General features: G+C 71.5%; 23 protein-coding genes. 12 read left to right on the top strand and 11 right to left on the bottom strand.

Annotation, left to right across the window (positions count from 1 at the left end):
- Positions 1 to 182 precede the first annotated feature (182 nt).
- Positions 183 to 2,813 (top strand): hypothetical protein, encoded by a 2,631-nt coding sequence (locus AC2CHE_RS17235; RefSeq protein WP_484505905.1) that lies wholly within the window; start codon positions 183 to 185, stop codon positions 2,811 to 2,813.
- Here the strand turns inward: AC2CHE_RS17235 and AC2CHE_RS17230 are convergent.
- The 5 genes from AC2CHE_RS17230 to fdxA all read right to left on the bottom strand — a co-directional run bounded on the left by AC2CHE_RS17230 (position 2,790) and on the right by fdxA (position 6,730).
- Positions 2,790 to 3,437: a nucleoside/nucleotide kinase family protein gene (locus tag AC2CHE_RS17230; RefSeq protein WP_484505904.1), complete on the bottom strand. Its 648-nt coding sequence runs from the start codon at positions 3,435 to 3,437 to the stop codon at positions 2,790 to 2,792. The two genes, AC2CHE_RS17235 and AC2CHE_RS17230, sit on opposite strands and share 24 nt — an antisense overlap.
- Positions 3,437 to 4,084 carry an SIMPL domain-containing protein gene (locus AC2CHE_RS17225; protein WP_484505903.1) on the bottom strand — a complete coding sequence of 216 codons (648 nt, stop codon included), beginning with the start codon at positions 4,082 to 4,084 and terminating at the stop codon, positions 3,437 to 3,439. The genes AC2CHE_RS17230 and AC2CHE_RS17225 overlap by 1 nt, the downstream gene beginning before the upstream one ends.
- A 48-nt stretch (positions 4,085 to 4,132) precedes the next feature.
- On the bottom strand, positions 4,133 to 5,143 hold the full coding sequence (locus AC2CHE_RS17220) for a prephenate dehydrogenase (RefSeq protein ID WP_484505902.1): 1,011 nt from the start codon (positions 5,141 to 5,143) through the stop codon (positions 4,133 to 4,135).
- A 160-nt stretch (positions 5,144 to 5,303) separates the two neighbouring features.
- On the bottom strand, positions 5,304 to 6,407 hold the full coding sequence (gene dapC / locus AC2CHE_RS17215) for a succinyldiaminopimelate transaminase (RefSeq protein ID WP_484505915.1): 1,104 nt from the start codon (positions 6,405 to 6,407) through the stop codon (positions 5,304 to 5,306).
- Complete coding sequence (fdxA, locus tag AC2CHE_RS17210) at positions 6,404 to 6,730, bottom strand: ferredoxin (protein ID WP_484505901.1); 327 nt, start codon at positions 6,728 to 6,730, stop codon at positions 6,404 to 6,406. Before fdxA ends, dapC begins: the two co-directional genes overlap by 4 nt.
- 80 nt (positions 6,731 to 6,810) lie before the next feature.
- On the opposite strand from fdxA, the gene AC2CHE_RS17205 reads away from it, so the two are divergent.
- Positions 6,811 to 7,818 (top strand): GNAT family N-acetyltransferase, encoded by a 1,008-nt coding sequence (locus AC2CHE_RS17205; RefSeq protein WP_484505900.1) that lies wholly within the window; start codon positions 6,811 to 6,813, stop codon positions 7,816 to 7,818.
- Between the two features lie 9 nt (positions 7,819 to 7,827).
- On the opposite strand, the gene AC2CHE_RS17200 is transcribed toward AC2CHE_RS17205, so the two are convergent.
- From AC2CHE_RS17200 to mshB, 3 genes are all read right to left on the bottom strand, one after another.
- The gene (locus tag AC2CHE_RS17200; RefSeq protein ID WP_484505899.1) at positions 7,828 to 8,292 is read right to left on the bottom strand and encodes a hypothetical protein; all 465 of its coding nucleotides are present in this window, start codon (positions 8,290 to 8,292) and stop codon (positions 7,828 to 7,830) included.
- Positions 8,293 to 8,370: 78 nt separating this feature from the next.
- Positions 8,371 to 8,808: a hypothetical protein gene (locus AC2CHE_RS17195; protein ID WP_484505914.1), complete on the bottom strand. Its 438-nt coding sequence runs from the start codon at positions 8,806 to 8,808 to the stop codon at positions 8,371 to 8,373.
- Between the two features lie 14 nt (positions 8,809 to 8,822).
- Positions 8,823 to 9,782: an N-acetyl-1-D-myo-inositol-2-amino-2-deoxy-alpha-D-glucopyranoside deacetylase gene (gene mshB / locus AC2CHE_RS17190; protein WP_484505898.1), complete on the bottom strand. Its 960-nt coding sequence runs from the start codon at positions 9,780 to 9,782 to the stop codon at positions 8,823 to 8,825.
- A gap of 86 nt (positions 9,783 to 9,868) precedes the next feature.
- Here mshB and AC2CHE_RS17185 point away from each other — a divergent pair, with 86 nt between their 5' ends.
- The 7 genes from AC2CHE_RS17185 (at position 9,869) to AC2CHE_RS17155 (ending at position 20,389) form a co-directional block, all read left to right on the top strand.
- Positions 9,869 to 12,016, top strand: coding sequence for a S9 family peptidase (locus AC2CHE_RS17185; protein ID WP_484505897.1), 2,148 nt, complete (start codon positions 9,869 to 9,871; stop codon positions 12,014 to 12,016).
- Between the two features lie 237 nt (positions 12,017 to 12,253).
- Positions 12,254 to 13,690, top strand: coding sequence for a TldD/PmbA family protein (locus AC2CHE_RS17180; protein WP_484505896.1), 1,437 nt, complete (start codon positions 12,254 to 12,256; stop codon positions 13,688 to 13,690).
- A 73-nt stretch (positions 13,691 to 13,763) separates the two neighbouring features.
- Complete coding sequence (locus tag AC2CHE_RS17175) at positions 13,764 to 15,167, top strand: TldD/PmbA family protein (RefSeq protein ID WP_484505895.1); 1,404 nt, start codon at positions 13,764 to 13,766, stop codon at positions 15,165 to 15,167.
- A 256-nt stretch (positions 15,168 to 15,423) separates the two neighbouring features.
- The gene (locus AC2CHE_RS17170) at positions 15,424 to 16,230 is read left to right on the top strand and encodes a hypothetical protein (RefSeq protein WP_484505894.1); all 807 of its coding nucleotides are present in this window, start codon (positions 15,424 to 15,426) and stop codon (positions 16,228 to 16,230) included.
- 11 nt (positions 16,231 to 16,241) lie between these two features.
- Positions 16,242 to 18,203 (top strand): fumarate reductase/succinate dehydrogenase flavoprotein subunit, encoded by a 1,962-nt coding sequence (locus AC2CHE_RS17165; protein WP_484505893.1) that lies wholly within the window; start codon positions 16,242 to 16,244, stop codon positions 18,201 to 18,203.
- A 3-nt stretch (positions 18,204 to 18,206) separates the two neighbouring features.
- The gene (locus AC2CHE_RS17160) at positions 18,207 to 19,313 is read left to right on the top strand and encodes a succinate dehydrogenase/fumarate reductase iron-sulfur subunit (protein ID WP_484505892.1); all 1,107 of its coding nucleotides are present in this window, start codon (positions 18,207 to 18,209) and stop codon (positions 19,311 to 19,313) included.
- Between the two features lie 197 nt (positions 19,314 to 19,510).
- Positions 19,511 to 20,389 (top strand): hypothetical protein, encoded by an 879-nt coding sequence (locus tag AC2CHE_RS17155; protein WP_484505891.1) that lies wholly within the window; start codon positions 19,511 to 19,513, stop codon positions 20,387 to 20,389.
- 51 nt (positions 20,390 to 20,440) lie between these two features.
- Here the strand turns inward: AC2CHE_RS17155 and AC2CHE_RS17150 are convergent, their stop codons facing one another.
- Complete coding sequence (locus AC2CHE_RS17150; protein WP_484505890.1) at positions 20,441 to 20,914, bottom strand: (deoxy)nucleoside triphosphate pyrophosphohydrolase; 474 nt, start codon at positions 20,912 to 20,914, stop codon at positions 20,441 to 20,443.
- Positions 20,915 to 21,097: 183 nt separating this feature from the next.
- On the opposite strand from AC2CHE_RS17150, the gene AC2CHE_RS17145 reads away from it, so the two are divergent.
- The 3 genes from AC2CHE_RS17145 (at position 21,098) to AC2CHE_RS17135 (ending at position 22,230) form a co-directional block, all read left to right on the top strand.
- The gene (locus tag AC2CHE_RS17145; RefSeq protein WP_484505889.1) at positions 21,098 to 21,403 is read left to right on the top strand and encodes a 4a-hydroxytetrahydrobiopterin dehydratase; all 306 of its coding nucleotides are present in this window, start codon (positions 21,098 to 21,100) and stop codon (positions 21,401 to 21,403) included.
- 39 nt (positions 21,404 to 21,442) lie between these two features.
- The gene (locus AC2CHE_RS17140; RefSeq protein WP_484505888.1) at positions 21,443 to 21,805 is read left to right on the top strand and encodes a PH domain-containing protein; all 363 of its coding nucleotides are present in this window, start codon (positions 21,443 to 21,445) and stop codon (positions 21,803 to 21,805) included.
- Between the two features lie 245 nt (positions 21,806 to 22,050).
- Positions 22,051 to 22,230 (top strand): hypothetical protein, encoded by a 180-nt coding sequence (locus tag AC2CHE_RS17135; protein WP_484505887.1) that lies wholly within the window; start codon positions 22,051 to 22,053, stop codon positions 22,228 to 22,230.
- A gap of 146 nt (positions 22,231 to 22,376) precedes the next feature.
- Here the strand turns inward: AC2CHE_RS17135 and ychF are convergent, their stop codons facing one another.
- Both ychF and AC2CHE_RS17125 read right to left on the bottom strand, forming a co-directional pair.
- Positions 22,377 to 23,462, bottom strand: a complete 1,086-nt coding sequence (gene ychF, locus AC2CHE_RS17130) for a redox-regulated ATPase YchF (protein ID WP_484505886.1) — start codon at positions 23,460 to 23,462, stop codon at positions 22,377 to 22,379.
- Positions 23,463 to 23,562: 100 nt separating this feature from the next.
- A complete protein-coding gene (locus AC2CHE_RS17125) occupies positions 23,563 to 24,045 on the bottom strand; it encodes a hypothetical protein (protein ID WP_484505885.1) in 483 nt (160 codons plus the stop codon).
- Between the last annotated feature and the right edge of the window lie 141 nt (positions 24,046 to 24,186).

Here is a 24,186-nt window from a genome sequence, read left to right as displayed (position 1 = left end):
CGTACTGAGTATGCAAAAGGGAGTCAAGAATTCGACGAAGTTGAGTCCTCTCCGCGGCGGTGCCAGGCATGATCGGACGCATCGACAAGCCCTCCTAGCTGCACAGACACCGGCAGGACGAGTGGCATCCGGGGCACCGCATCGGGCACTGTAGGTGACAGGTGCGTCACCGGGAGGCTCACATGGGAGGCCGGATCCTCGAACTACGCGTGCACGGCGTGTCCAACACACCGCCCGCCGAGACGCTGGGCCTGACGGCCGAAACCGGGTGTGAGTCACCTCAGCCACGGCTCGTCGCCGGCGGCCCGGTCACCGGTTTCTACCGCTCCGGGACCGCCGCGCCGCTCGACCCGATCGCCGTCGAGGCGTACAGCTGGGGGCAGTTGACCTCCGGCGCGCGAACCGCCCGCGACGTGGAGCGGGCCCTGTGGACGCTGCTGCTCCCCTTCACCCTGGCCAACGTGGCACTGCACGCCCGGCCGGGCATACCGGCGGACCCCACCACCGAACGACTGGCCAGCCGCTCCGGAATGACAGCCTGGCTGATCAGGCTGTTCTGCCTGAGCCTGACCGGCACCCCGGTGCTGGCGATGACCGGCGTAGGCGTCGATCTCATCGGCTGGCAGTGCGTGGACGACGGCTGCCTGAGCCGGATTCCCGGCCCGTGGGAGTTCCTCGCCAGTTCCTGGTGGCAGCAGGGCGGCCGGGCGCTGGCCGTCGGCCTGACCGTGCCACTCGCCATGATCGGGGTGCTCGGCCTGGTCACCTGGCGGACCTACCAGTACGAGGCGGTGATGCCGGCCGACCCCACCACGAATCCTGCGGGACGCCGTACCCCGCCGCCAGCAGACACCGATGTTCCGGTCGGTCAGCCGGCACCCGAGCCACCGACCCTGCCCGACCCACCCGCCGGCCCTCCGACCAATCCCCTTCAGGACCCCACCTTCTGGTGTGGCGAGGGACAACTACGCCGCACGGCCGTACTGCACCTGTGCACCGGCGCGGTGGTGGCGGCGGCGGTCCCGCTCGGCACGGTCACGGTGCTCGACCCGCCGCACGGCGCACTGGCGGTGCTCACCTGGATGGCCGTGGCCGCCTTCATGACCGTCCTGACGGTCACGCTGGTGGCCACCGGTCGGCCCTTCCTGACCCGGCGCGACGGTGCCACACCGCTCGGCCGATGGAGCATCGCGGTCATCGTCCTCACCGCAATCGGTCTGGCCGGCACCTTCGCGGTGCTGCTGCTGCCCGACGCTGCCGCAGGCAGCCGGCTTGCCGAACTACGTCCGCCCGCCGGCTGCGACCTCGACCCCGCCCCGCCCGGATGCCGGACGGACCGGTCGCTGCCGGGCTTCGACCGGGTCATCGCCTGGCTGGGCACCGGTCAGCTGCTACTGCTCATCGCGATCGGCGCGACCGCCCGCTCCGGCCGGCGCGGCGGCGCCACACCGGCCGCCGCCGCGCTGCTGATCGCCGTCGGCACCGCCTGGTGCCACGGTTGGCTGCCTGCCGCACCACCGGCACCGGTGACGCTGTGGCAGTTCGCCCTACCGTTGCTCGCCCTCGCCGCGGTCGGCCTGCTGCTGCCCCGGACCCGCCCCAGCACGGTCAAACAACCCCTCGAACCGCACACCGACCTGGCCTGGCGCGGCCGGGCGCCCGCCGTCATCGCCGGCTTCGGCTGGTTGCTCGGCCTCGCGTACAGCGCCGGCGTGCTCTACTGGGTCGCCAACCGGCTCAACGGCGGAGACCCGTCCGTCGGCCGGTCCCTGGTGGTAACGCCAGTCCCGGTGGCCTGGGTCGGCCTGACCTTCGCCGCCGCGCTGCTGATCCTCGCTCTGGTCGCCGTCCGCGCCGCGGTGCTGTTCCACCGACTCCGCCGCCGAGAGTACGCCCAGCTCAGAGCCCGGGGCGGTCGGCTGTCCGCACACGACCTACGTCGCGCCCGTGACGTCAGCACCCACCAGGCGCTGCACCGGCTGGTCGGCGAACACGCACTTAGCCTGATCGGTTGGTACGCCGGCGCAATGGCCGTCGTCGCCGTGATGGGCTGCGCGGCCGTCCTCTCCGCGGCCCGCCCGCAGACCCTGACGACAGGCGCGACGACGGTGGTGATCAAGGCGGTGGGTGACACCGGCGACGCGCTGCTCGGTCTGCTTCCGGTGGCGGTGGCCGCCGTCGGCCTGCTCGTCTACCGCAAGGACAACATCCGCCGCTCGGTCGGCGTGGTGTGGGACGTGGGAACCTTCTGGCCGCGCGCCGCCCACCCCTTGGCGCCACCGAGCTACGCCGAGCGGGCGGTGCCCGAACTGCTCACCCGCACGGCCGGGCTGATCGCGCTCGCCGAACACGACCCGCGCCGGGTGGACGGCATCATCCTGTCCGGGCACAGCCAGGGCACGGTGATCTGCACCGCAGTCATCCTGCAGATGCCGACCCGGTGGCGGCGGCGGATCTGGTTCTTCTCCTACGGCTGCCAACTCACCCGCCTCTACGGCCGGATCTTCCCCGCCTACTTCGGGCCGGACCGGCTACCGGTGCTGGCCGCGGCGCTGACCCGCCCGGGCAGCGGAACCCGGTGGACGAACTTTTGGCGAGACACCGACCCCCTCGGTTGGCCGGTCACCGCCGGGGAACAGGACATCCCGGTGACCGACCCGGAGGCCCTGCATCCGAGCGACGGCGAAGTTGCCGACCCCCCGATCCGCAGCCACAGCGGCTACCCGGAGGCGGCCGAGTTCCAACGGGAGAGATCCCGGGTGGCCTGGCTGCTGCGCCGGGCGGTCCCGTCACCCCGGCAGAGGCTCGGCTAGGCGTACCACCAGGTCGGCGCGGTATGCGGTGTCGGCCACCAGCGCCGCGTTGGCCTCGTCGCTGCCCAGCGCCCAGGCTCGGGCGTCCTGCTCCGACCGGCCGTAGGCCATGTGCCGGGCGACCAGCCGCTGACGCCGCAGGTCGGCATCGAGGTCCAGGAACCACGCCTCGTGCAGCAGGGCGCGTACCTCGTCCCAGGGCCAGTTCGGGATCAACAGGTAGTTGCCGTCGGTGACCACCAGCCGGACCTCCGGCGGCACCTCGATCGCACCGGCGATCGGCTCCTCCAGGTCCCGACGGAACTGCGGCACCCAGACCGACGTCGGTTCCTTACGCCGCAGCCGACGCAGCAGGGAGACGTAGCCGTTGGCGTCGAAGGTGTCGAGCGAGCCCTTCCGCAACTCCCGGCCGAGCCGACGCAACTCGTCCTGAGCGAGGTGGAAGCCGTCCATCGGCACCAGCCGGGCGGCCGGGCCGACCGCCTCGACCACCTGTGCGGCCAGCGTGGACTTGCCGGCACCGGGTGCCCCGGTGATGCCGAGCAGTTGCCTCGGGCCGGCATCGGCCAGCCCCCGGGCCCGCTCCAGCAGCGCCTCGACCGACAGCACCTCTGCGACGGTCATCAGGACAGGACCGGCCGGCTGATCGTGAACCGGGCCCGCACGGCCGCGTGCACGCCCTGCGGCTGCGGATCGAGTTCCAGCTCCGGTGTGCCACCGGCCTCGGTGCCACCGGCGTCGAACGACATCCGAGCCATCATCGGTTGGGCCGTGCCGCCCTCGTCGGACAACTCGACCAGGTCGGTGACCTGAGCGCCGAGCGCCTCGGCGTACTCGCGGGCCCGCTGCAACGCGTCGCTGATCGCGGTGTGCCGGGCCTGCCGGTAGGCCGGGCTGTCGGGACGCAGCGACCACCACGGACCCGCCACCTCGACCTGATCCTGGTCGGCCAGGCGCAACATTAACTCGCCGAGGGCGGTGAAGTCGCTCACCGTCACCGTGGTGACCACCGAACCGTGCCAGGCCACGACCCGTTCCCCGGAGCGGCGGGTCTCGGGGCGCACCCGCAGCTCGCCGGTCTCGCGCCGGTCGATCGTCGGGCCGTACGAGTCGAGCAGGACCCGGATCGCCGCAGCCCGCTCAGCCAGCCGGGTCAACGCCGGCTCCCGCTCCCGGTCCCGGGCCAGCGCGGTCACGGTGAACCGGGCGAGTTCCGGCGCGACCTCACGATAAGCCTCGCCGCGCACGGTCACGACTGGTCCGTCCACCATGCCCTCACCCTACTGGCGAGCCCGTCGCCGCGCCCACCGATGAGCCGGTCAGGTCTGCGGGAGGTGAGCGACATAGGAGACGGCGCCGGCCACGGCCCGACACCCGCTCAGGTGGCCCCCGGCCGCTCCGATGCCGTGCAGCCAGGCCACCTCGGCCGGTTCCGTGCCCGGCGGAAACGACATGACCTGCTCGTCGTACGGGCGACCGGCCAGCTCGGCGCGGGCGGCACCGGCCTCGGCGTACCGGGCGGTGAGGGCGTCGACGTCGTCGGAGCGCAACGCACCGGCCAGCTCGTCGAGGAAGTCGGTGACCTGGGCCAGCGCGGCCAGCACCTGCTCGCGGTTGCCACGCAGCATGTTCCCGGTGCGGTGCGCCGGGGTGCCGGCGACCCGGGTGCCGTCCCGGAAGCTCCCGGCCGCCAGTGCCACGACCGCCTTCCGCCACGGCGACCGGTGCGCCGCACCGGCCAGCGCCCCGGCGAGCAGGTGCGGCACGTGCGAGGCGAGCGCCACCACGGCGTCGTGCCGGTCCGCCGCCATCGGCACCACCCGGGCGGCGAAGACGTCGGTGACCAGGGTGGCGAGGCGGCGGAAGGCGGCCAGCCCGTCGGGTGCGGGGCAGAGCACCCAGGCGGCGCCGGTGAACAGGTCCGGCAGCGCCGCCGCGAGCCCCGCCCGGTCGGTACCCGCCATCGGGTGTCCCGGCACGAACCGGCTGGTCAATCCCTGTTCTGCGGCGAACGCCGCCAGCCCGGCCTTCGTGCTGCCCACGTCGGTGAGCAGGCAGTCCTCGGAGGTGACGGCGGCAACCTCGACCAGGGTCGCGGGCAGCGTGGGCAGCGGTCCGCCGAGAAACACCACGTCCCGGCCGGCCACCGCGTCGACCAGCCGCTCCGCGGTCGGTACGCCGGCCAGCCGGGCCTGCCGGCGGGTCTGCTCGTCCGGATCCCAGCCGGTCACGTCAACGCCGACGGCGTGCAGTCGGAGGAGCACCGAACCACCGATCAGGCCGGTGCCGACCACCGCCGCCCGCAGCCGTGCGTCAGCCCTGAGCACCATCCGCGTACCTCGGCGTTCCCGTTGCGTCACGGAGCCGGCCGGCCCCGCGTCGTGCCTACCGGATCCCGCCGCACTGCCCCGATGGGCCGGCGACCCGCCCTGCGTCCGCGCCGAGGATATCGCCGGCCGAGGTCCGCCCCCGGGGCGGACCTCGTCGTGGTCAGGCCAGGCGGGCGGCGACCGCGCCGATCCGCTCGTCGGACTCGGTAAGCGCCGCCCGGACGTACCGCCGCCCGCCGGGACCGTAGAAGACACCGGCGGCGACCAGGATTCCCCGCCGGGCCAGCCAGTCGACGGTGGCCCAGCAGTCCTCGCCCCGGGTCAGCCACAGGTAGAGTCCCGCCTCGGAGTGCTCCACGGTGAAACCGGCGCCCACGAACGCCGCCCGCAGCGTCTCGCGCCGGGCACCGTACCGCTTCCGCTGCTCGTCGGCGTGCCGCTCGTCGCGCAGGGCCGCCACCATGGCCGCCTGCACCGGCGCCGGCACGATCATCCCCGCGTGCTTGCGGATCTTGAGCAGCTCGGCCACCAGGGCCGGGTCGCCGGCTACGAACCCGGCCCGGTAGCCGGCCAGGTTGGACCGCTTGGACAGCGAGTGCACCGCCAGCACGTTGTCGTACGAGCCGCCGCACACCTCGGGCGAAAGCACCGACACCGGCTCGGCGTCCCAGCCCAACGGCAGGTAGCACTCGTCGCTGGCCACCACCGCGCCGCGCTCACGCGCCCAGTCCACCACCTTGCGCAGGTGCGTGGCGGGCAGCACCCGGCCGGTCGGGTTGCCCGGCGAGTTCACCCAGACCAGGCGTACCCGCGACGTCGGACCGACGGCGGTCAGCGAGTCGGTGCGTACGGTCGTGGCCCCGGCCAGCCGAGCGCCGTCCTCGTAGGTCGGGTAGGCGATCGACGGGACCACCACGACGTCGCCGGGCCCCACCCCGAGCAGGGTGGGCAGCCAGGCCACCAGTTCCTTCGAGCCGATTGTCGGCAACACCCCGAACCCGTCCGGGCCGGCGCCACTGGCCCGCGACACCCAGCCCGCGATCGCGTCCCGCAGCGCCGGGGTGCCGGCGGTCAGCGGATAGCCGGGCGAGTCCGAGGCATCCGCCAGGGCCTGCCGGATCACCTGCGGCACCGGATCGACCGGCGTACCCATGGAGAGGTTGATCACGCCGTCCGGATGCGCCGCAGCCAGCGTGGCCGCGGCGTCAAGCGTGTCCCAGGTGAACTCGGGCAGCCGCGACGAGACCGGGGCGGGCCGGTTCAGTGGCCCTCGCCGCGGGGCGGCTGGGCGGCGACGAAGGTGGCGTCCTTCTCCACCTTGCCGATCTTCGAGGCCCCGCCGGGCGAGCCGAGCTCCTCGAAGAACTCGTAGTTGGCACCAGTGTAGTCCTTCCACTGCTCCGGGACGTCGTCCTCGTAGAAGATCGCCTCCACCGGGCAGACTGGCTCACAGGCGCCACAGTCGACGCACTCGTCGGGGTGGATGTAGAGCATCCGGTTGCCCTCGTAAATGCAGTCGACCGGGCATTCCTCGACGCACGCCTTGTCGAGCACATCCACGCACGGCTCGGCGATGATGTAGGTCACCGGTCTTCTCCTCCGCAAGACATGCCGCGATCACCCGCGACGGTTAAGAGCCTAGTATCTCGCCCGGGAGGAGGTCGATCGTGCTCCGAGAGCAAGACTTGGGACACCGAATCGTGGTGCGGCGTCGCGTCGGCGTGCGCGGTGGTCGGCCGGTGTACTCCGATGCCCTCGGTGAACTGGTCGAGCTGAGCGAGACGCATCTCACGCTGACCACCCGACAGGGGCGGCTGCGGGTGCCGATCTCCGAGGTGCACCGGGCCAAGCGGGTTCCGCCGGCCCGCCGGCCGACCGCCGCCGCCATGGTCGAGCTGGAACTCGCCGCCGACGAGGCGTGGCCGGCCCCCGTCCGGGCCCGGCTCGGTGACTGGCTGCTGCGGGATGCCGACGGCTGGACCGGCCGGGCCAACTCGGCGCTGCCGGTGGGCGATCCGGACCGTCCGCTGCCGGCCGCCGTGGACGCGGTCGAACGCTGGTACGCCGGCCACGGGCGGCCGGCCATGGTCAACACGCCGCTGCCGCTGGCCGCGCCGGTCGGCAGCGAACTCGACCGGCGCGGCTGGGGCAGCCGGCCACCGGTGCTGGTGCAGACGGCCCCGCTCGCCACCCTCAGCGCGGCGACACCGCCCGACGAGGGCTCCGCACCCGACAACCCCGGTGACCCGCCCGGCCGGGACGGCTCGGCCGGCCCGGTGGTCGAGTTGACCGCGACGCCGTCAACGGACTGGCTGGCCGTGGCCGCCGGCCGCAAGGGCGGGCTGCCGGACGCCGCCCGGCACGTTCTCACCGCCGTGGACCAGATCCGCTTCGCCCACGCGTACCTCGACGGCGCGCTCGTCGGGATCGGCCGGGGCACGGTCACCGGCCAGGGGCGCTGGCTCGGGTTGTGCCTGATCGAGGTGCTGCCCGCCGCACGCCGGCAGGGACTGGCCGTCCGGCTGATCCGAGCACTCGCCGACTGGGCCGCCGACACCGGTGCGACCGACGCGTTCCTCCAGGTCGAGCAGAGCAACACCGGCGCGGTCGCGCTCTACCGCAAGCTGGGTTTCACCACCCACCACACCTACCTGACCCGCGTCGCACCGCAGTGACCCCGCCCGTCAGCGGCGGACCACCCGGCGGGGCTTGGCCGCGGTGGTCTCGGCGTACCGTTGCAGGCTGCGCGAACGGTAGTCGCGACCGAGCGTGACCAGCAGCAGGTAGCCCAGCATCGTCCCGACGGTGGTCGCCACCAGGTAGAGACCGATCTGCGCGAAGAACGTCCCGCCGCCACCGGCGAACGGGTTGCCACCGACCAGCAGGGGCCCGATCAGCACGGTCAGCCCGACCGCGATGCCGATCGCGGCGGCCACCTCGCCGGCCCAGCGGGCCAACGGACGTCGCTCACCCCAGACGAAGGCGACACCGGCCAGCATCAGGCCGATCACCACGAACATCCCGAGCGACACCCGGTCGGCGACGCTGTCGTTGCCGTCGAAGCCGAACCGGATGACCAGCCGGGCGACCACGTTGACCGCGAACAGTGCGATCGCGAGCACACCTACCGCGCGCCACCGCTGTCCCATCACATGCCTCCCGCCGTACCGCCCGCCCGGATGGCGGGTCTCCTGGCAGGAATATCTACCACCCGTCGCTGGGCGACGTCAGTACCGTCCGGGCGTCGGGGCCGGCGCGAGGATCGACCGGAAGGCCATCACCGTGAAGGTCATCGCACCGCCCACCACCAGAGTGAGCCCTACCCAGTTGCCGACGAGCAGGACGTCGCCCTCGTTGGTCCGGTCGGCGGCGATCACCATGATGGCCACCCAGGGCAGCGCCGGCAGCGCCACCGCCCAGCGACGGCCGACGGTCTCGACGGCCAACCAGCTCAACGCGATGTTCGCGGCCACGGCCACGAGCACCGCGACGCCGACCAGGTACCCGCCGATCCGAAGCGGAGCGAGCAGCAACTCCAGCACCGCGCTCAGCATCGCCGCCAGGACGGCGAACATACCGCCGGCCACCCGCAGGCCGACGTCCAGCGGACGTCGCCACCTCCGGCGTGGTGGGGGCGGCTGCTGCTCCTGCGGGGCGACCGACATCGCGGCGGGCAGGGTCACCGGTGACCGGCCGGGGTGACCGGTCTACGGCCGGGACCGCCGAACACGTCCGGGCCGCCGGCCGCGTCCGGCGCTACCGCGTCCACCCCGGCGAACAGATCCGACTCCCAGCCGTACGGGCCGCTGCCCGCCCCCTTCTCCCCCAGCGCCAGGGTGAAGTACTCCACCCCCATGAACTCGGCGCCGAAGTTGCCGGCGATCGAGTACAGCCAGGAGGTGGCCGGGATCTGGGTGGCATGGGCGCGCATCGCCGCCTCCTTCGCGGCGTGCTGCTCGGTGGCGTCGATGCGGGCCGCGATCTCCTCGTCCGGCGTGCAGAACGGCAGCTCGGTGGCGTCGGCGATACCGGCGAAGGGGTTGTCCGACGCCTCCGCGAAGTGCGTCATGCCGGCCTCCAGCACGCTCTGCGGCATCGCCGTCCAGTAGACCTTCGCCGGTGCGAGTCCTTCGGCAGCGGCCAGCTCAACGGCCCGCATGGTCACCCGGTGTGCCTGGATGTGGTCGGGATGGCCGTAGAAGCCGTTGTCGTCGTACGTGATGACCACCTGCGGACGCACCTCCCGGATGATCTCCAGCAGATACCCGGCCGCCTCGTCCAGGTCGGCGCCCCAGAAGGCCCGGGGATGCTCGTTGGTCGACAGGCCCATCATCCCGGAGTCCCGGTAGCGGCCGGCTCCGCCGAGAAACCGGTGGTCGGTGACGCCCAGCTCGGCGCAGGCGGTGGCCAGCTCGGCGATCCGGTACCCGCCGAGCTGGTCGGCCTCGGCCGCGGCGAGCCCGGCCAGCTCCGGTACGTGGATCTCACCCTCCTCGCCCAGCGTGCAGGTCACCAGGGTGACGCGGGCACCCGTGGCCGCGTAGTAAGCCATCGTCGAGCCGGTGCCGATGGACTCGTCGTCGGGGTGCGCGTGGACCAGCAGCAGGCGGCGGTCAGGCAGCGTCGTCACGACGGTCACTCTAACCGGCAGTTCTCGCCTGCCGGCCCAGACGCGTCCGCGCAGGTCGCTCACATCGGGCTCGGTCCCGGCCTACGATTTGGCCTGTGGACTTTCCCGAGCTGGCCGCCCGCACCCGCAGGTTCAGCCACGGGGCGCCGCGGGCCGTCTCCGTGGCCGACGACGGTGCCCGGGTGGTGTTCCTACGCTCGGCCGGGCCGGAGGATCCGGCCGACGCGCTCTGGCTGCTGGACGTGGCGACCGGCACGGAACGGCTGGTCGCCGATCCGGGCACCCTGCTCGGCACCGATGCCGACCCTGACGCGCTGAGCCCGGGGGAACGCTCCCGGCGGGAGCGGCTGCGGTTGAGCGCCTCCGGCATCGGCTCGTACGCCCTCGACGCCGCCGGACGGGTCGCGGTGTTCGCGCTGGCGGGGCGGCTCTTCCGGGCAGACCTGGCGCATGGCGACGTGATCGAGGTGCCCGCCGTCGGGCCGGTGCTCGACCCCCGGCCGGACCCGAGCGGGCAGCGGCTGGCCTACGTGACCGACGCTGCCGAAGGGATGCGCCGGGGCGAGTTACGAGTGATCGACCCCGACGGTGCCGACACCATGCTGGCCGGCGAGGACTCCGGCGTGCTCTGGGGGCTGGCCGAGCACATCGCGGCGGAGGAGTTCGACCGGCACCGCGGCTACTGGTGGGCACCCGACGGTCGCTCGGTGCTCGCCGCCCGGGTGGACGAGTCCCGGCTGCCCCGCTGGCACCTGCACGATCCGGCGCAGCCGGGCAGCCCGCCGGTCAGCGTCCCGTACCCGGTGGCGGGTGGCCCGAACGCCGAGGTCAGCCTGCACCTGCTCGACCTCGACGGCGGCTGGGTCGACGTGCACTGGGACCGGGAGACCTACCCGTACCTGACCGCGGTGCACTGGGGTGAGGGCACCCCGCTGATCACCGTGCTGCGCCGCGCCCAGCAGCACGGGCTGGTGCTCGCGGTCGATCCGCGTACCGGGGAGACCCAGGTGCACGCCGAACTGGCCGACCCCCGCTGGGTCGAACCGATCCCGGGCACCCCCGTGCACCTGCCCGACGGCCGGGTGCTGGTCGGTGGCGAGCTGGCCCACGACGGGTACGACGCGCGCTGCCTGTTCGCCGACGGCGCCCTGCTCACCCCACCCTCGCTGTACGTGCGCCGGGTGGTCGGCCGGCTCGCCGCCAGCAACGGTCCGGCGGACCTGTTGGTCGAGGCGAGCGACGGCGAGCCGAGCGAACAGCACCTGTTCCGGGTCCGCACCTCCATCGGCGGCGGCGTGGACGCCCGCCGGTTGACCGGCGACGCCGGCTGGCACGTCGGAGCGGTCGGTGGCGGCGTGCTGGTCATCGGCAGCGCCTCGCTGGACCACCCGGGCGTCCGGTGGACGGTGCTGCACGGCGATCGCGAGGTGGCCACGTTGCGGTCGCTGGCCGCCACGCCCAGCTACTCCCCGCTGCCGTTGCTGGAACGGGTGACCGACCGTCGGCTTCCCTCGGCGGTGCTCTACCCGGACAACCACGTCACCGGCCGTCGGCTGCCGGTGCTGCTGGACGTCTACGGCGGTCCGGGGCACCAGGAGGTGGTGGCCGCGCGTTCGGCCTGGCTGGAGCGGCAGTGGTGGGCCGACGCCGGCTTCGCGGTGGTGGTCACCGACAACCGGGGTACGCCGGGCATCGCACCGTCCTACGAGAAGGCCATCCACCGGCGGGTGGCCGACGTGATCCTGCTCGACCAGGTGGAGGCGCTCACCGCGCTCGCCGACAAGCACCCGGACCTGGACCTGGACCGGGTGGCGGTGCGCGGCTGGTCGTTCGGTGGCTGGCTGGCCGGTCTGGCGGTGCTGCGGCATCCGGAGCTGTTCCGGTGCGGTATCGCCGGTGCGCCGGTCACCGACTGGGCCCTGTACGACACCGCGTACAGCGAGCGGTACCTGGGTCTGCCCGTCGACGGCGAGGACGTCTACGCGCATCATTCGCTGGTGGAACTGGCCGCCGAGCCGGTCACCGACCCGGCGCACGCCCGACCGCTGCTGCTGGTGCACGGCATGGTCGACGACAACGTGGTGGCGGCGCACACGCTGCGGCTGTCGGCGGCGTTGCTGGCCACCGGCCGGCCGCACGCGGTGCTGCCGCTGACCGGCGCCACCCACATGGCCACCGGCGGCCTCGCCGAACGCCTTCTCCGCCTGGAGCTCGACTTCCTGCGCACCCATCTCGGGGCGTGAGCCGCGGCTACGGTTCGACGTGGGTGCTCACCAGCGACGGGTGACCGAAGGCGCCCGGCACGAAGGCCCTGCCCCTCGGCGAGCCGGTGGCGGCGGGGGGATCACCGGCACGGCGCCCGCCTCAGGACCTGCTTCCCTGAGGTTGTCGGTCGGCTGGCCTAGGGTCGGGGCGATGAGCGAGCGCATCGTGTCCACCGTGGCGCCGTGCCTCGGGAAGCCCGGCGGTGAGGTGTGATGATGAGCGAGTTCGGGGCGGCCGAGGTGGCCGTGCAGGCCGCGCTGGACGCGGGCGCCCGCTACGCCGACGTCCGGGTGATGCACCGGCGCTACGAGTCGATGACCGCCCGCAACGGCGACATCGAGTCGCTGGCCCAGGACGAGAGCGTCGGCCTGGGCGTACGCGCGCTGGTGGGTTCGAGCTGGGGCTTCCACGCCGTACCGGAGCTGTCCGACCTGGCCGCCCGCGACGCCGGCCACCGGGCCGCGCGGACCGCGGCGGCCAGTGCGCTGGTTCCCGGCCCGCCCGTCGACCTGGTCGCGGTCACCCCGACCACGGCGAGCTGGTCCTCACCCTGCGAGGTCGACCCGCTCGGGGTCTCCCTCGCCGTCAAGGGTGACCTGCTGGTGTCGGCCACCAGCACGATGGCCGAGCACGGCGCCGACCTCGCCGAGGGGCTCTACCAGATCTGGGACACCGCGAAATGGTTCGTCTCCAGCGAGGGACACCGCATCGACCAGCGCATCCGCGAGTGCGGCGGTGGCATCTCGGCCACCTCCGTCGGTGCCGGTGAGACCCAACGCCGGTCCTGGCCGAGCTACCGCGGCCAGTACGGCACCACCGGCTGGGAACTTGTCGACTCGCTGGAGTTGGACGCGCACGCGGCACGGATCGCCGAGGAGTCGCGGGCGCTGCTGACCGCACCGCTCTGCCCCAGCGGCGAGACCGACCTGATCCTCGGCGGCGAGCAGCTGGCCCTGCAGATCCACGAGTCGGTCGGGCACGCCATCGAGTTGGACCGCATCCTGGGTTGGGAGGCGGCCTTCGCCGGCACCTCATGGTTGGATCTCGCACAGCTCGGCTCGCTGCGGTACGGCTCCGAGCTGATGAACATCACCATCGACCCGACCATCCCCGGTGCCCTGGGCAGCTTCGGCTACGACGACGAGGGCTCACCGGCGGTCAAGCGCGACGCGGTACGGGACGGCCGCTGGGTGGGCGTGCTGGCGGGCCGGGACTCGGCCGCCGTCGCGGGCCTCGATCACGGCGGCAGCGTACGCGCCGACGGGTGGGCGCGACTGCCGATGGTGCGGATGACGAACGTGGGCCTGGAACCGGGCCCGCACACCCTGGAGGAGATCGTCGCCGCCACCGACGAGGGGGTGCTCATGGACGTCAACAGGTCCTGGTCCATCGACGACAAGCGGCTCAACTTCCAGTTCGGCTGCGAGATCGGCTGGGAGATCCGCAACGGCCGGCGGGGGCGGATGCTGCGCAACCCGACGTACACCGGCATCGGCCCGCTGTTCTGGCGCTCGATGGACATGCTCTCCTCGGAAACGGTTCCGTGGGGCACCCCGAACTGCGGTAAGGGCCAGCCCGGCCAGATCGGGCACACCGGTCACCCGTCGGCACCGGCCCGCTTCCGCAACGTCCGGGTGGGGGTACGCGCGTGACCGAACACCCGCGGGCCACCCATCGACATGTCGTGGCGGCGCCGTCCGTCGTCACCATCCAGCGGGAGGCGGCGTGAGTGACCCGGCGAAGCCGGCCGATGGCACCGAGTTGGACATCGCCAGCCGCGTGGTGGACCTGGTCACCCGGCTGGCCGGGCCGGCCGCGCAGGCGGAGGTGACGGTGACCCGGGCCGAGTCGGCGTTGACCAGGTTCGCCAACTCGGCGATCCACCAGAATGTGGCCGGCTTCTCCGTGGACGTCCGACTTCGGGTCCACCTGGCCGGGCGTACCGCCGCCGGCAGCGGAAACGCGGTCACCGCCGACGGGTTGCGCGCGCTGGTGGAGCGGGTGTTGACGGCGGCCCGGTTCACTCCGCCGGATCCGGCCTGGCCGGGGCTCGCACCCGTGGCGCCGGTGGCGCCCTCGCCGGGGTGGGATCCGGCCACCGCCCACGCCGGACCGGATCAGCGGGCCGCCCTGGTCCGGGCGTTCGTCGACGCGGCCGCCGGGTTGGCGACCGCAGGCTACTGCCGCACCGGTCACCGCGTGGCGGCGTTCGCCAACTCGGCCGGCCACTTCGCGCGGGCACAGGCGGCCGAGGCCGCGATGGACGGCATCGCCCGGGCCGGCGGCGCGGACGGCACGGCCCGACAGCACGTCGACCGGGTCGCCGACCTCGACGGCACCGGCCTGGGACAGCGTGCCGCCGCGAAGGCGCGGGCGGCCGCTCACCCGGTCGAGCTCTCACCCGGGCGCTACCCGGTGGTGATGGAGCCGCCGGCCGTCGCGGACCTGCTGAAGAACCTCGCCTGGTACGGCTTCAACGGCCGGCGTTACGCCGAACGTCAGTCGTTCGCCGCACTCGGTACGGCCCAGTTCGATCGGGCGGTGACCCTGGTCGACGATCCGCTCGCGGCCTCGGGACTCCCGTTCGACCTGGAGGGTACGCCGAGCCGGGCACTGACCCTGGTGGACGCCGGCACCACCAGCGCCGTGGTCCACGACCGGCGCAGCGCCGCCGAGCTGGGTGTCGCCTCGACCGGGCACGCCTGGGCCGGCAGCGCCACCTTCGGCCCGATTCCCCGCAACCTACGCCTTGCCCCTGCCGACACGGCGGGCGCTGCCGACACGGCGGGCGCTGCGGTCGGCGATGCGGACACCGCCGCCCTGGTCTCCCGGATGGAGCGCGGCCTGCTGGTCAGCGACCTCTGGTACACCCGGGTCCTGGATCCGTTGAGCCTGGTCGTCACCGGTCTGACCCGCAACGGCCTGTGGCTGGTCGAGGGCGGTCGGGTCACCCGTGCGGTCCGCGACCTGCGCTTCACCGAGTCTTATCCGCGGGCGCTCGCGCCGGGTTCGGTCCTGGAGCTGGGTCGGCGCGCGGTACGCCTGCCGGACCGGTTGGACGGTGTCTGGTGGGAGGCGCCGTCGCTGCGGCTGGCCTCGTGGAACTTCACCGGCGGGGCGTCCGGTTGACCGTTTGTCGATCTTTTCCGGACGGCCGAATATTAATCACGGCGAGAGGCTTTCCAACGAGCGGGACACACGGGACACTGCCTTGCGCGGACGGCCCGGCTAGATCGGCGTAACGTGTGTCACTTAGCTGCTCCGGTACGCCGGTGCGGTCGTTGGTGTGCGCAGAACGCGGCAGGCGGTGCGGGTTCGCCCGTCCGCATGCCGCCCGGAAGTGTTCCGCCGCCCGTGACAGGGCCCCGTCAGGGAGACAACGCGAATGACATCATCGGCAACGAAACCGCGGGGTGCGCGCGCACGCGCCGCCATCGCGGCGAAGACGTTGCGGACGGACCGTTGGTGGTTTGCCCCGCTGATCACGGTCATCGGGCTCAGCGCGTGGGTAGCGTACGCGACGGTCCGGGTCTTCATGCACGACTTCTACTGGGTCGAGGATTACCAATACCTGACCCCGTTCTACTCGCCGTGCGTGACGGACCGGTGCCTGCCGGAGGCCGCCCACTTCGGGCGGTACCTGCCCGGCTGGTGGATCATCCCGGACGCCGCGTTCACCCTGCCGTTCCTGCTGCTGTTCCGACTCACCTGCTACTACTACCGCAAGGCGTACTACCGGTCGTTCTGGCTGTCGCCGCCGGCCTGCGCGGTGCCCGATGGTCACTCCTCCTACGGGGGTGAGACCCGGTTCCCGCTGATCGTGCAGAACTCGCACCGGTACTTCTTCTACTTCGCCGCGATCATCTCGTTGATCAACACCTGGGACGCGATCCTGGCCTTCCACAGCCCCGAGGGCTTCGGCTTCGGGCTGGGCAACCTGATCCTGCTCGGCAACGTGGTCATGCTCTGGGCGTACACGATCTCCTGCCACTCCTGCCGGCACATCATCGGCGGCCGACTGAAGAACTTCTCCAAGCATCCCGTCCGCTACCGGGCCTGGGGTTACATCTCCTGGCTCAACGTCCGGCACATGCAGCTCGCCTGGATCACGCTCGGCACGCTGGCCCTGACCGACTTCTACGTCATGGCCGTCAGCGCTGAGTGGATCTCCGACCTGCGGTTCATCAACTGAGGGCCCCTGACATGACGACCACTACCACTCGCATCGAACGACACCACTACGACGTCGTCGTGATCGGGGCCGGCGGCGCCGGCCTGCGGGCGGCGATCGAGGCGCGGCTGGCCGGCAAGAAGACCGCGATCATCTCGAAGTCGCTGTTCGGCAAGGCGCACACGGTGATGGCCGAGGGCGGCGCCGCCGCGGCCATGGGCAACGTGAACAGCCGGGACAGCTGGCAGGTCCACTTCCGGGACACCATGCGCGGCGGCAAGTTCCTGAACAACTTCCGGATGGCGGAGCTGCACGCCAAGGAGTCGCCGCAGCGGATCTGGGAACTGGAGACGTACGGCGCGCTGTTCGACCGCACCAAGGACGGCAAGATCTCGCAGCGCAACTTCGGCGGCCACGAGTACCCCCGACTGGCCCACGTCGGCGACCGGACGGGTCTGGAGCTGATCCGCACCCTCCAGCAGAAGATCGTCTCGTTGCAGCAGGAGGACAAGCGCGAGCACGGCTCGTACGACGCACGGATCAAGGTCTTCTCCGAGACCACCATCACCGAGCTGCTGGTGGACGGAGACCGGATCGCCGGCGCCTTCGGCTACTACCGGGAGTCCGGCGAGTTCGTCCTCTTCGAGGCGCCCGCCGTGGTGCTCGCCACCGGTGGCGTCGGCCGGTCCTACAAGGTCACCTCGAACTCCTGGGAGTACACCGGGGACGGCCACGCGCTGGCGCTGCGCACCGGAGCCACTCTGATCAACATGGAGTTCCTCCAGTTCCACCCGACCGGAATGGTCTGGCCGCCGTCGGTCAAGGGCATCCTGGTCACCGAGTCGGTCCGCGGCGACGGTGGCATCCTGAAGAACTCCGAGGGCAAGCGGTTCATGTTCGACTACGTCCCCGACGTCTTCCGCAAGCAGTACGCGGAGACGCCAGAGGAGGCGGACCGCTGGTACGACGACCCGGACAACAACCGGCGTCCGCCGGAGCTGCTGCCCCGCGACGAGGTCGCCCGGGCGATCAACAGCGAGGTCAAGGCCGGTCGGGGTACGCCGGCCGGCGGCGTCTACCTGGACATCGCCTCCCGGCTGCCGGCCAACGAGATCCGTCGTCGCCTGCCGTCGATGCACCACCAGTTCAAGGGACTGGCCGACGTCGACATCACCAAGGAGCCGATGGAGGTCGGTCCGACCTGTCACTACGTGATGGGCGGCGTGGAGGTCGACCCGGACAGCGGTGCCGCGTACGGCTCGGTGCGTGGGCTGTTCGCCGCCGGTGAGGTCTCCGGCGGCATGCACGGCTCCAACCGGCTGGGCGGCAACTCCCTGTCCGACCTGCTGGTCTTCGGCAAGCGGGCCGGCGGGCACGCGGCCACCTACGTCGACCAGCTGACCGGCCGCCCCCGGGTGGCGGTGACCGCGGTGGAGACGGCGGTGGAGACGGCCCTGGCACCGTTGCAGCGGGACACCGGCGAGAACCCGTACACCCTCCAGCAGGACCTCCAGGCGGTGATGGGGGATCTCGTCGGCATCATCCGGCGGGAGGCCGAGCTGGCGGACGCGCTGGCCCGCCTGGCGGAGCTGCGCGAGCGGGTGGCGAAGGTCAGCGCCGCGGGCGGCCGGCGGTACAACCCGGGCTGGCATCTCGCATTGGACCTGCGCAACATGCTCGTCGTCTCCGAGTGCACCGCGAAGGCGGCGCTGGAGCGTCGGGAGTCGCGCGGCGGCCACACCCGCGAGGACTTCCCCACCATGGATCCGCAGTGGCGACGGGTCAACCTGGTCTGCTCGCTGGTGGGTGACGCCGTCCGCCTGCAGCGCAAGCCGCTGCCGAAGATGCGCTCCGAGCTGGTCGACCTGTTCGACCGCGCCGAGTTGGCCAAGTACCTCACCGACGAGGAACTCACCGAGTTCGACGCCCTCGTCGCCGCCGATGCCGCTGCCACTGACGCGGCCACCGTCGCAGACGCCGAGAAGGAGCGCTGAGGAATGGGCACCCAAACGTCTGGAACGCCCGGCAAGCCGGGCACCAAGCGCCAGTTCCGGATCTGGCGGGGCGACGCCGACGGTGGCGACCTGCTGGACTACACGGTCGAGGTCAACGAGGGCGAGGTGGTCCTCGACGTGATCCACCGGCTGCAGGCCACCGACGCGCCCGACCTGGCCTGCCGGTGGAACTGCAAGGCCGGCAAGTGTGGCTCCTGCTCGATGGAGATCAACGGGATGCCCAAGCTCGGCTGCATGACCCGGATGTCGACGTTCGAGGAGAACGAGACGATCACGGTGACCCCGCTGCGGACGTTCCCGGTCATTCGGGACCTGGTCACCGACGTGTCGTTCAACTACGAGAAGGCGCGGGAGACGCCCGCCTTCGCGCCGCCGACCGATCTGGCCCCCGGCGACTACCGGATGCAGCAGGTCGACGTCGAGCGCTCGCAGGAGTTCCGCAAGTGCATCGAGTGTTTCCTGTGCCAGGACGTCTGCCACGTGATCCGGGACCACGACGAGAACAAGCAGGCGTTCTCGGGGCCCCGGTACTTCATCCGGGCCGCGGAGCTGGACATGCACCCGCTGGACACCAGAACCGACCGCAAGGACTACGCGCAGACCGAACAGGGCCTGGGCTTCTGCAACATCACCAAGTGCTGCACCGAGGTCTGCCCCGAGCACATCAAGATCACCGACAACGGGATCATCCCCATGAAGGAACGGGTCGTCGACCGCAGGTACGATCCACTTGTGTGGCTCGGTAGCAAGATCTTCCGGAGGGGTCAGGTGCCTCAGACCAGCGTGACCAGCGGACACTCCCCGGGCGCGGTGCGCTCCAGCGCTGCGGGCGGCGGTGTGCACTCACATGCCGGCGGCTCCCACGACGCCCAGGCCGAGGTGCAGGCCCAGCAGGGCGTCAACTGGGACCGCGAGGTGCCCCATCCGACCGCCCCGGCGGTCGACGCGAGCGGCAAGCTCCCCCTGACGGAGCTCACCTTCGACCGCGCGGCGGCTCCGTCGCCCTTCGGCGACGACGTCACCTTCCCGCTCCCTCCCGAGCACCTCAACTTCGCCCACCCCGACCAGGACAAACCCACCAACCCCTAACCCCCACCCCACCCCACCCCACCTTGCTTGCGTTGATCATGAGGTTAGCGGCAGTAATTGATCTCCACGATGCCGCTAACCTCATGATCGACAAGCGTTATCCACAGGGGCTGCGGTAGGCGGGGTCGGTCGCCGAGGCTTCGGGGGTGGATGGACGAGGGTGGATTCGGCGGGTCGCCGCGGGGCAGGACGGGCTCGTGTGCCGCGGGCAGGCGCTGGAGCATGGTTACACGCGGCATGAGGTCGACAATCTGGTCACCTCGGGGCGGTGGCAGTCGGTGGCGCGGGCCGTCTATCTGCCGCAGCCCCTCCGGGTGGTGGAGCCGTCCCGGCGCCAACTGGTCCGGGCCGCACTGCTCTCGCTGGGGCCAGCCGCCCATGCGGTCCACGAAAGCGCTGCCGAACTCCACGGCATAGCCGGCCTGCCGAGGTCCGACGAGATTCACGTCGGCCTGCCCGGAGCAGCCGCCAAGCGGGCCCGGGTCCGGCAACCCAACGTCGTGCTGCACCAACTGGAGCACCCGCCGAGGTCCCTGGTCGATCTGGGTGGGTTGCTGGCCACCGATGCCATCACCACAGTCAGCGACGTGATCCTGCGGGTTGAGCGGTACCCGGCCGTCTCGGCTCTGGACTCGGCGTTGAACGCAGGACTGCTGGTCGAGGACGACCTGGCGTCGATCGCGCACCGGATCCGCCGCCGGCGGGGCGCGATCGCGGCCCGCGGTTACCTCGCGGAGACGGATGGGCGCGCCCAGTCCCCACTGGAAACCCGCACCAGGCTGCGCTGTGTCGACGGCCGGGTACCGCCCGACGCGCTGCAACTGGAGATACGCGACGACGACGGATACCTGCTCGGCATCGGCGACCTCGGCTGGCGCGCGCCCCAGGTGATCGCGGAGGCCGACGGCGAAGGCCCGCACCGCCTCCCGGACGCAGTCTTCGCCGATCGCCGTCGCCAGAACCGCCTGACCAACGCCGGCTGGAAGATCCTCCGCTTCACCTGGCAGGACACCCTAGACCCGGCCTACATCCCCTGGGCCGTCCGCCAAGCCCTCGCCACCTCCCGCCCCCGTTGATCATGAGGTTAGCGGCATCGTGGAGATCAACTACTGCCGCTAACCTCATGATCAACGCGCCAGGGGCGGGGGTGGGGGTAGGGGTGGGTGGGGGGCTAGGAGGGGGCGGAGGGCGGCGACTATGGGGGTGTCGGCGGGGAGCCAGGTGACGGTGTCCAGGTCGGTGGCGGAGAGCCACCGCAGGGCGGAGTGTTCGAGGGCCCGGGGTTCGTCGTCGTGCAGGAGGCGCGCGGCATACACCTTGAGGACGGAACGACCGTGTGCCATCCGGACGTCACGGCCGACCCGCGCACCGACCTCCACGCGTACGGCCAACTCCTCGACGCACTCGCGGGCCAGCGCCGCCGTCTCACTCTCTCCCGGCTCCACCTTGCCCCCGGGGAACTCCCACATGCCCGCCACCTCGGGCGGGGCGGATCTGGCGCAGGCGAGCACCCGCCCGTCCCTGATGATGGCCGCGCCAACGATCACCTTCGGATCGCGCCGTACGGCGCGTCCGCCGCCGTTCGCCCGTTCGGTCCGCACGGGCGTCCAGAGTGCCAGATGAATCGGCGGTTTGGGTAGCTTGGTCATCCGTCAGGCCAGGAATCCCCGGAAGTGCGGGCGTGGACACACCCTCCGTGCGACGTAAGACTAGAGGCACCGACAAAGACACGGGGCGGCGACGATTTGGCCACAAGCCGGCAACGAAGCCTGGGAGGAGCGGTGATGCGGGCGCTGTTTGGCGGTCGGACGAAACATGACTACCTCAGCGACGCCCTCACCCTACTGTCCGGTTGGACGCGTGAGGGTGAGCAGATCCGGCGCACTCTCGTCATCGACGACACGCAACACGCGGCGCTGACCGAGCGGGTGAAGGTGGTCGCCGACGCGCTGCATCTGCGCCCGGAGATCAGCCGGCGCGCCGATCACACCCAGATCCGGGTCGGGCACGACAACGAGCCCCTCTCCGAGGGCGAGGTCCTGCTGGCCGCCCGCATCGAGGACGCCTACCGCACGGTCACCGAGAGCTGACGGTGCGTCCGCTGGCGGACGCTGCCTACCGTGGGCACCATGGCCAACGCGATCTATGACCGCAAGGAACAGTTCCAGCAGATCCAGAGCGGGCTGCTCGACGGGGAACAGATCATCGCCGTCTACGACGCCGTCGGCACCGGCACCGGGTTCATCGGGCTGACCGACCGACGCGTCATCATCCAGGACCGCTCGTTCGTCGGCAAGAAGTACGCGATCACCAGCATCCCGTACTCGAAGATCACCAGCGTGAGCGTGGTCAGCAACAAGTCGTGGGGCGGCTCGTTCTTCTCCACCGGCGCGATCGCCATCCACGTCGGTACGCACACCTACGAGGTGGAGTTCCGAGGCGACCAGAAGAGCCACCACGTGCACAACGTGATCCTGCACTACATCAGCTGACCACCTGTCGGGCCGCGCGGCGAATCAGCGCGTACTGCGTGCCCCGGTGAATTTCAGTTGCCGTCGGCCATCGATGCCGATTGACTCACGACCAGCCGAACGAAGGGAGCGACGACATGAGGCACACCGCGACGCCCAGGCAGCGAGTAGGCACCGTCAACCCCATCGAATCGAGGCTTCGTGCGTACGTGGGAATCATCGGACAAGGCGCCGTGCGGCGCCGGTAGCAACGACGGAGGCCGCTGATGTCGGTCTTCGACGATCCGGGACACTTCGGCCGGCTCTGGGCCGACACCTACGACCAGCCTGGCGGTCTACCCGATCCGGCACCGGCGGTGGACTTCCTCGCCGAACTGGCCGGCAGCGGCGGGCGCGGCGGCCAGACCGGCCGTAAGAAATGCGGCGCTGACAGCGCACAGGGCTGAACGAGGCGTGGTCAAGGGAAACCCCGTAAACCTCCGTCGATGACCGCGTCAAGCTACCCGATCCGGGTTATGCCGCGCAGAACGCCACCGGCTTATCGCGTGAGAGCCGCGGTGCTGTCGCCTCGCTGCGGTGCCCGCTGCCCGCCTCAGACGTTGAAGCGGAACTCGACCACGTCGCCGTCCTGCATGACGTACTCCTTGCCCTCGATGCGGACCTTGCCCGCCGCCTTCGCCGCAGCCATCGAACCGGCCTCGACCAGGGCGGCGTAGGAGACCACCTCGGCCTTGATGAAGCCGCGCTGGAAGTCGGAGTGGATCACCCCGGCGGCCTCCGGAGCGGTCGCGCCGATCGGCACGGTCCAGGCCCGCGCCTCCTTGGGGCCGGCGGTGAGGTACGTCTGGAGGCCGAGCGTGCGAAACCCTACCCGGACGAGTTGGTCCAGCCCCGGCTCGGCCTGCCCGATCGACTCCAGCAGCTCCCTGGCCTCCTCCTCGGGCAGGTCCACCAGCTCGGACTCGATCTTGGCATCCATGAAGACGGCCTCGGCGGGAGCCACCAGCGCCCGGAGTTCGTCGAGGAACTGGGCGTTGTTCAGCTCGGCCTCGTCGACGTTGAAGACGTAGAGGAACGGCTTGGTGGTGAGCAGGTGCAGCTCGCGCAGGTGCTCCAGCTCGATGTTGGCTGCTGCCGCACCGGCGTACAGGGTGGTGCCGTTGTCCAGCACCTCGACCGCGGCCTTAGCGGCGGCCACCGCGGCGGCCCGGTCCTTACGGAGCTTGGCCTCCTTCTCCAGCCGGGGCAGGGCCTTCTCCAGCGTCTGCAGGTCGGCCAGGATCAGCTCGGTGTTGATCGTCTCGATGTCGTCGGCCGGTGAGACCTTGCCGTCGACGTGCACCACGTTCGGGTCGGAGAACGCCCGCACGACCTGGCAGATCGCCGAGGCGTCACGGATGTTGGCCAGGAACGCGTTGCCCCGCCCCTGGCCCTTCGAGGCGCCCCGCACCAGGCCGGCGATGTCGACGAACGACACCGGGGCGGGGATCACCTTCTGCGAGCTGAAGATCTCGGCGAGCTTGTGCAGCCGCTCGTCCGGCAGCCCGACCACACCGACGTTGGGCTCGATGGTCGCGAACGGGTAGTTCGCGGCGAGCACGTCGTTCTTGGTCAGCGCGTTGAACAGGGTGCTCTTGCCGACGTTGGGCAGGCCGACGATGCCGATGGTGAGACTCACGACGAGCCAGCTTACGCCGGTACCGCCCGGCCGCCGGCAGGTAGGCCCGACCGGCCGTCAGCGCTCCGCCGGACCGGGTCGGCCCGACCCGGTCCGGGCGTTACGGGTCGTGTTGCGGCGCTCCCTGGCGCGGCACCAGCAGGTCGATCCGTAGCGCACCGGAGGCGAGCTCGGCGGCGGCGGCGAGTGGCAGCGTGAAACGGGCGTCGGCGGCGGGCGCGGCGTGTCGCGACTCACCGAGCATCCAGTGGATCTCGTCGGCCGTCCACCCCATGGCCGGTCGAGCGGCGATCTCCCGGAGCAGCCGCAGCGCGGCGCGGGTGTCGTCGTCATAGAAGCGCATGCACCAGTGGTGCACCCATATCCCGAGCGAGCGCACCCCGTCCTGGTCGAGCGAGCCGACCAGCCGGCCACAGGCGGTGTCGCCGAAGGCACGACCCGGATCGTCGGCGCGGTCCCGCTCGATGGCCCCGACCGCGGCCGGAGCTACGGCGCGCATCCGGCGATAGAAGCGCTGGACCACTGTCGGGTCGAGTGGTGGGGGCTCGTGTCCCGACGCCGCCCGCCCCGCCACGCTAACCATTGCCGCACCCTTCTGGAGTTGGTGGCCGCACGCTACCCACCACAACCGACAGTCCCCCTCCCCCCGCCCCACCCCCACCCCTTGCCGCGAGGCGGAGGGTGTGGTCCGAATTCCGCGAGCCGGGTGGGTGGGGGCGGGCGC

This window comes from Micromonospora sp. ATLC16, from assembly GCF_057196645.1.
This window is presented reverse-complemented; position numbering and strand designations above follow the sequence as displayed.

Coding starts and splice junctions, on each gene's coding strand:
- AC2CHE_RS17235 (WP_484505905.1), top strand. CDS start 183: ATGGGAGGCCGGATCCTCGAACTACGCGTGCACGGCGTGTCCAACACA.
- AC2CHE_RS17230 (WP_484505904.1), bottom strand. CDS start 3,437: ATGACCGTCGCAGAGGTGCTGTCGGTCGAGGCGCTGCTGGAGCGGGCC.
- AC2CHE_RS17225 (WP_484505903.1), bottom strand. CDS start 4,084: ATGGTGGACGGACCAGTCGTGACCGTGCGCGGCGAGGCTTATCGTGAG.
- AC2CHE_RS17220 (WP_484505902.1), bottom strand. CDS start 5,143: ATGGTGCTCAGGGCTGACGCACGGCTGCGGGCGGCGGTGGTCGGCACC.
- AC2CHE_RS17200 (WP_484505899.1), bottom strand. CDS start 8,292: ATGGGACAGCGGTGGCGCGCGGTAGGTGTGCTCGCGATCGCACTGTTC.
- AC2CHE_RS17195 (WP_484505914.1), bottom strand. CDS start 8,808: ATGTCGGTCGCCCCGCAGGAGCAGCAGCCGCCCCCACCACGCCGGAGG.
- AC2CHE_RS17180 (WP_484505896.1), top strand. CDS start 12,254: ATGAGCGAGTTCGGGGCGGCCGAGGTGGCCGTGCAGGCCGCGCTGGAC.
- AC2CHE_RS17170 (WP_484505894.1), top strand. CDS start 15,424: ATGACATCATCGGCAACGAAACCGCGGGGTGCGCGCGCACGCGCCGCC.
- AC2CHE_RS17165 (WP_484505893.1), top strand. CDS start 16,242: ATGACGACCACTACCACTCGCATCGAACGACACCACTACGACGTCGTC.
- AC2CHE_RS17160 (WP_484505892.1), top strand. CDS start 18,207: ATGGGCACCCAAACGTCTGGAACGCCCGGCAAGCCGGGCACCAAGCGC.
- AC2CHE_RS17145 (WP_484505889.1), top strand. CDS start 21,098: ATGCGGGCGCTGTTTGGCGGTCGGACGAAACATGACTACCTCAGCGAC.
- AC2CHE_RS17140 (WP_484505888.1), top strand. CDS start 21,443: ATGGCCAACGCGATCTATGACCGCAAGGAACAGTTCCAGCAGATCCAG.
- AC2CHE_RS17135 (WP_484505887.1), top strand. CDS start 22,051: ATGTCGGTCTTCGACGATCCGGGACACTTCGGCCGGCTCTGGGCCGAC.
- AC2CHE_RS17125 (WP_484505885.1), bottom strand. CDS start 24,045: ATGGTTAGCGTGGCGGGGCGGGCGGCGTCGGGACACGAGCCCCCACCA.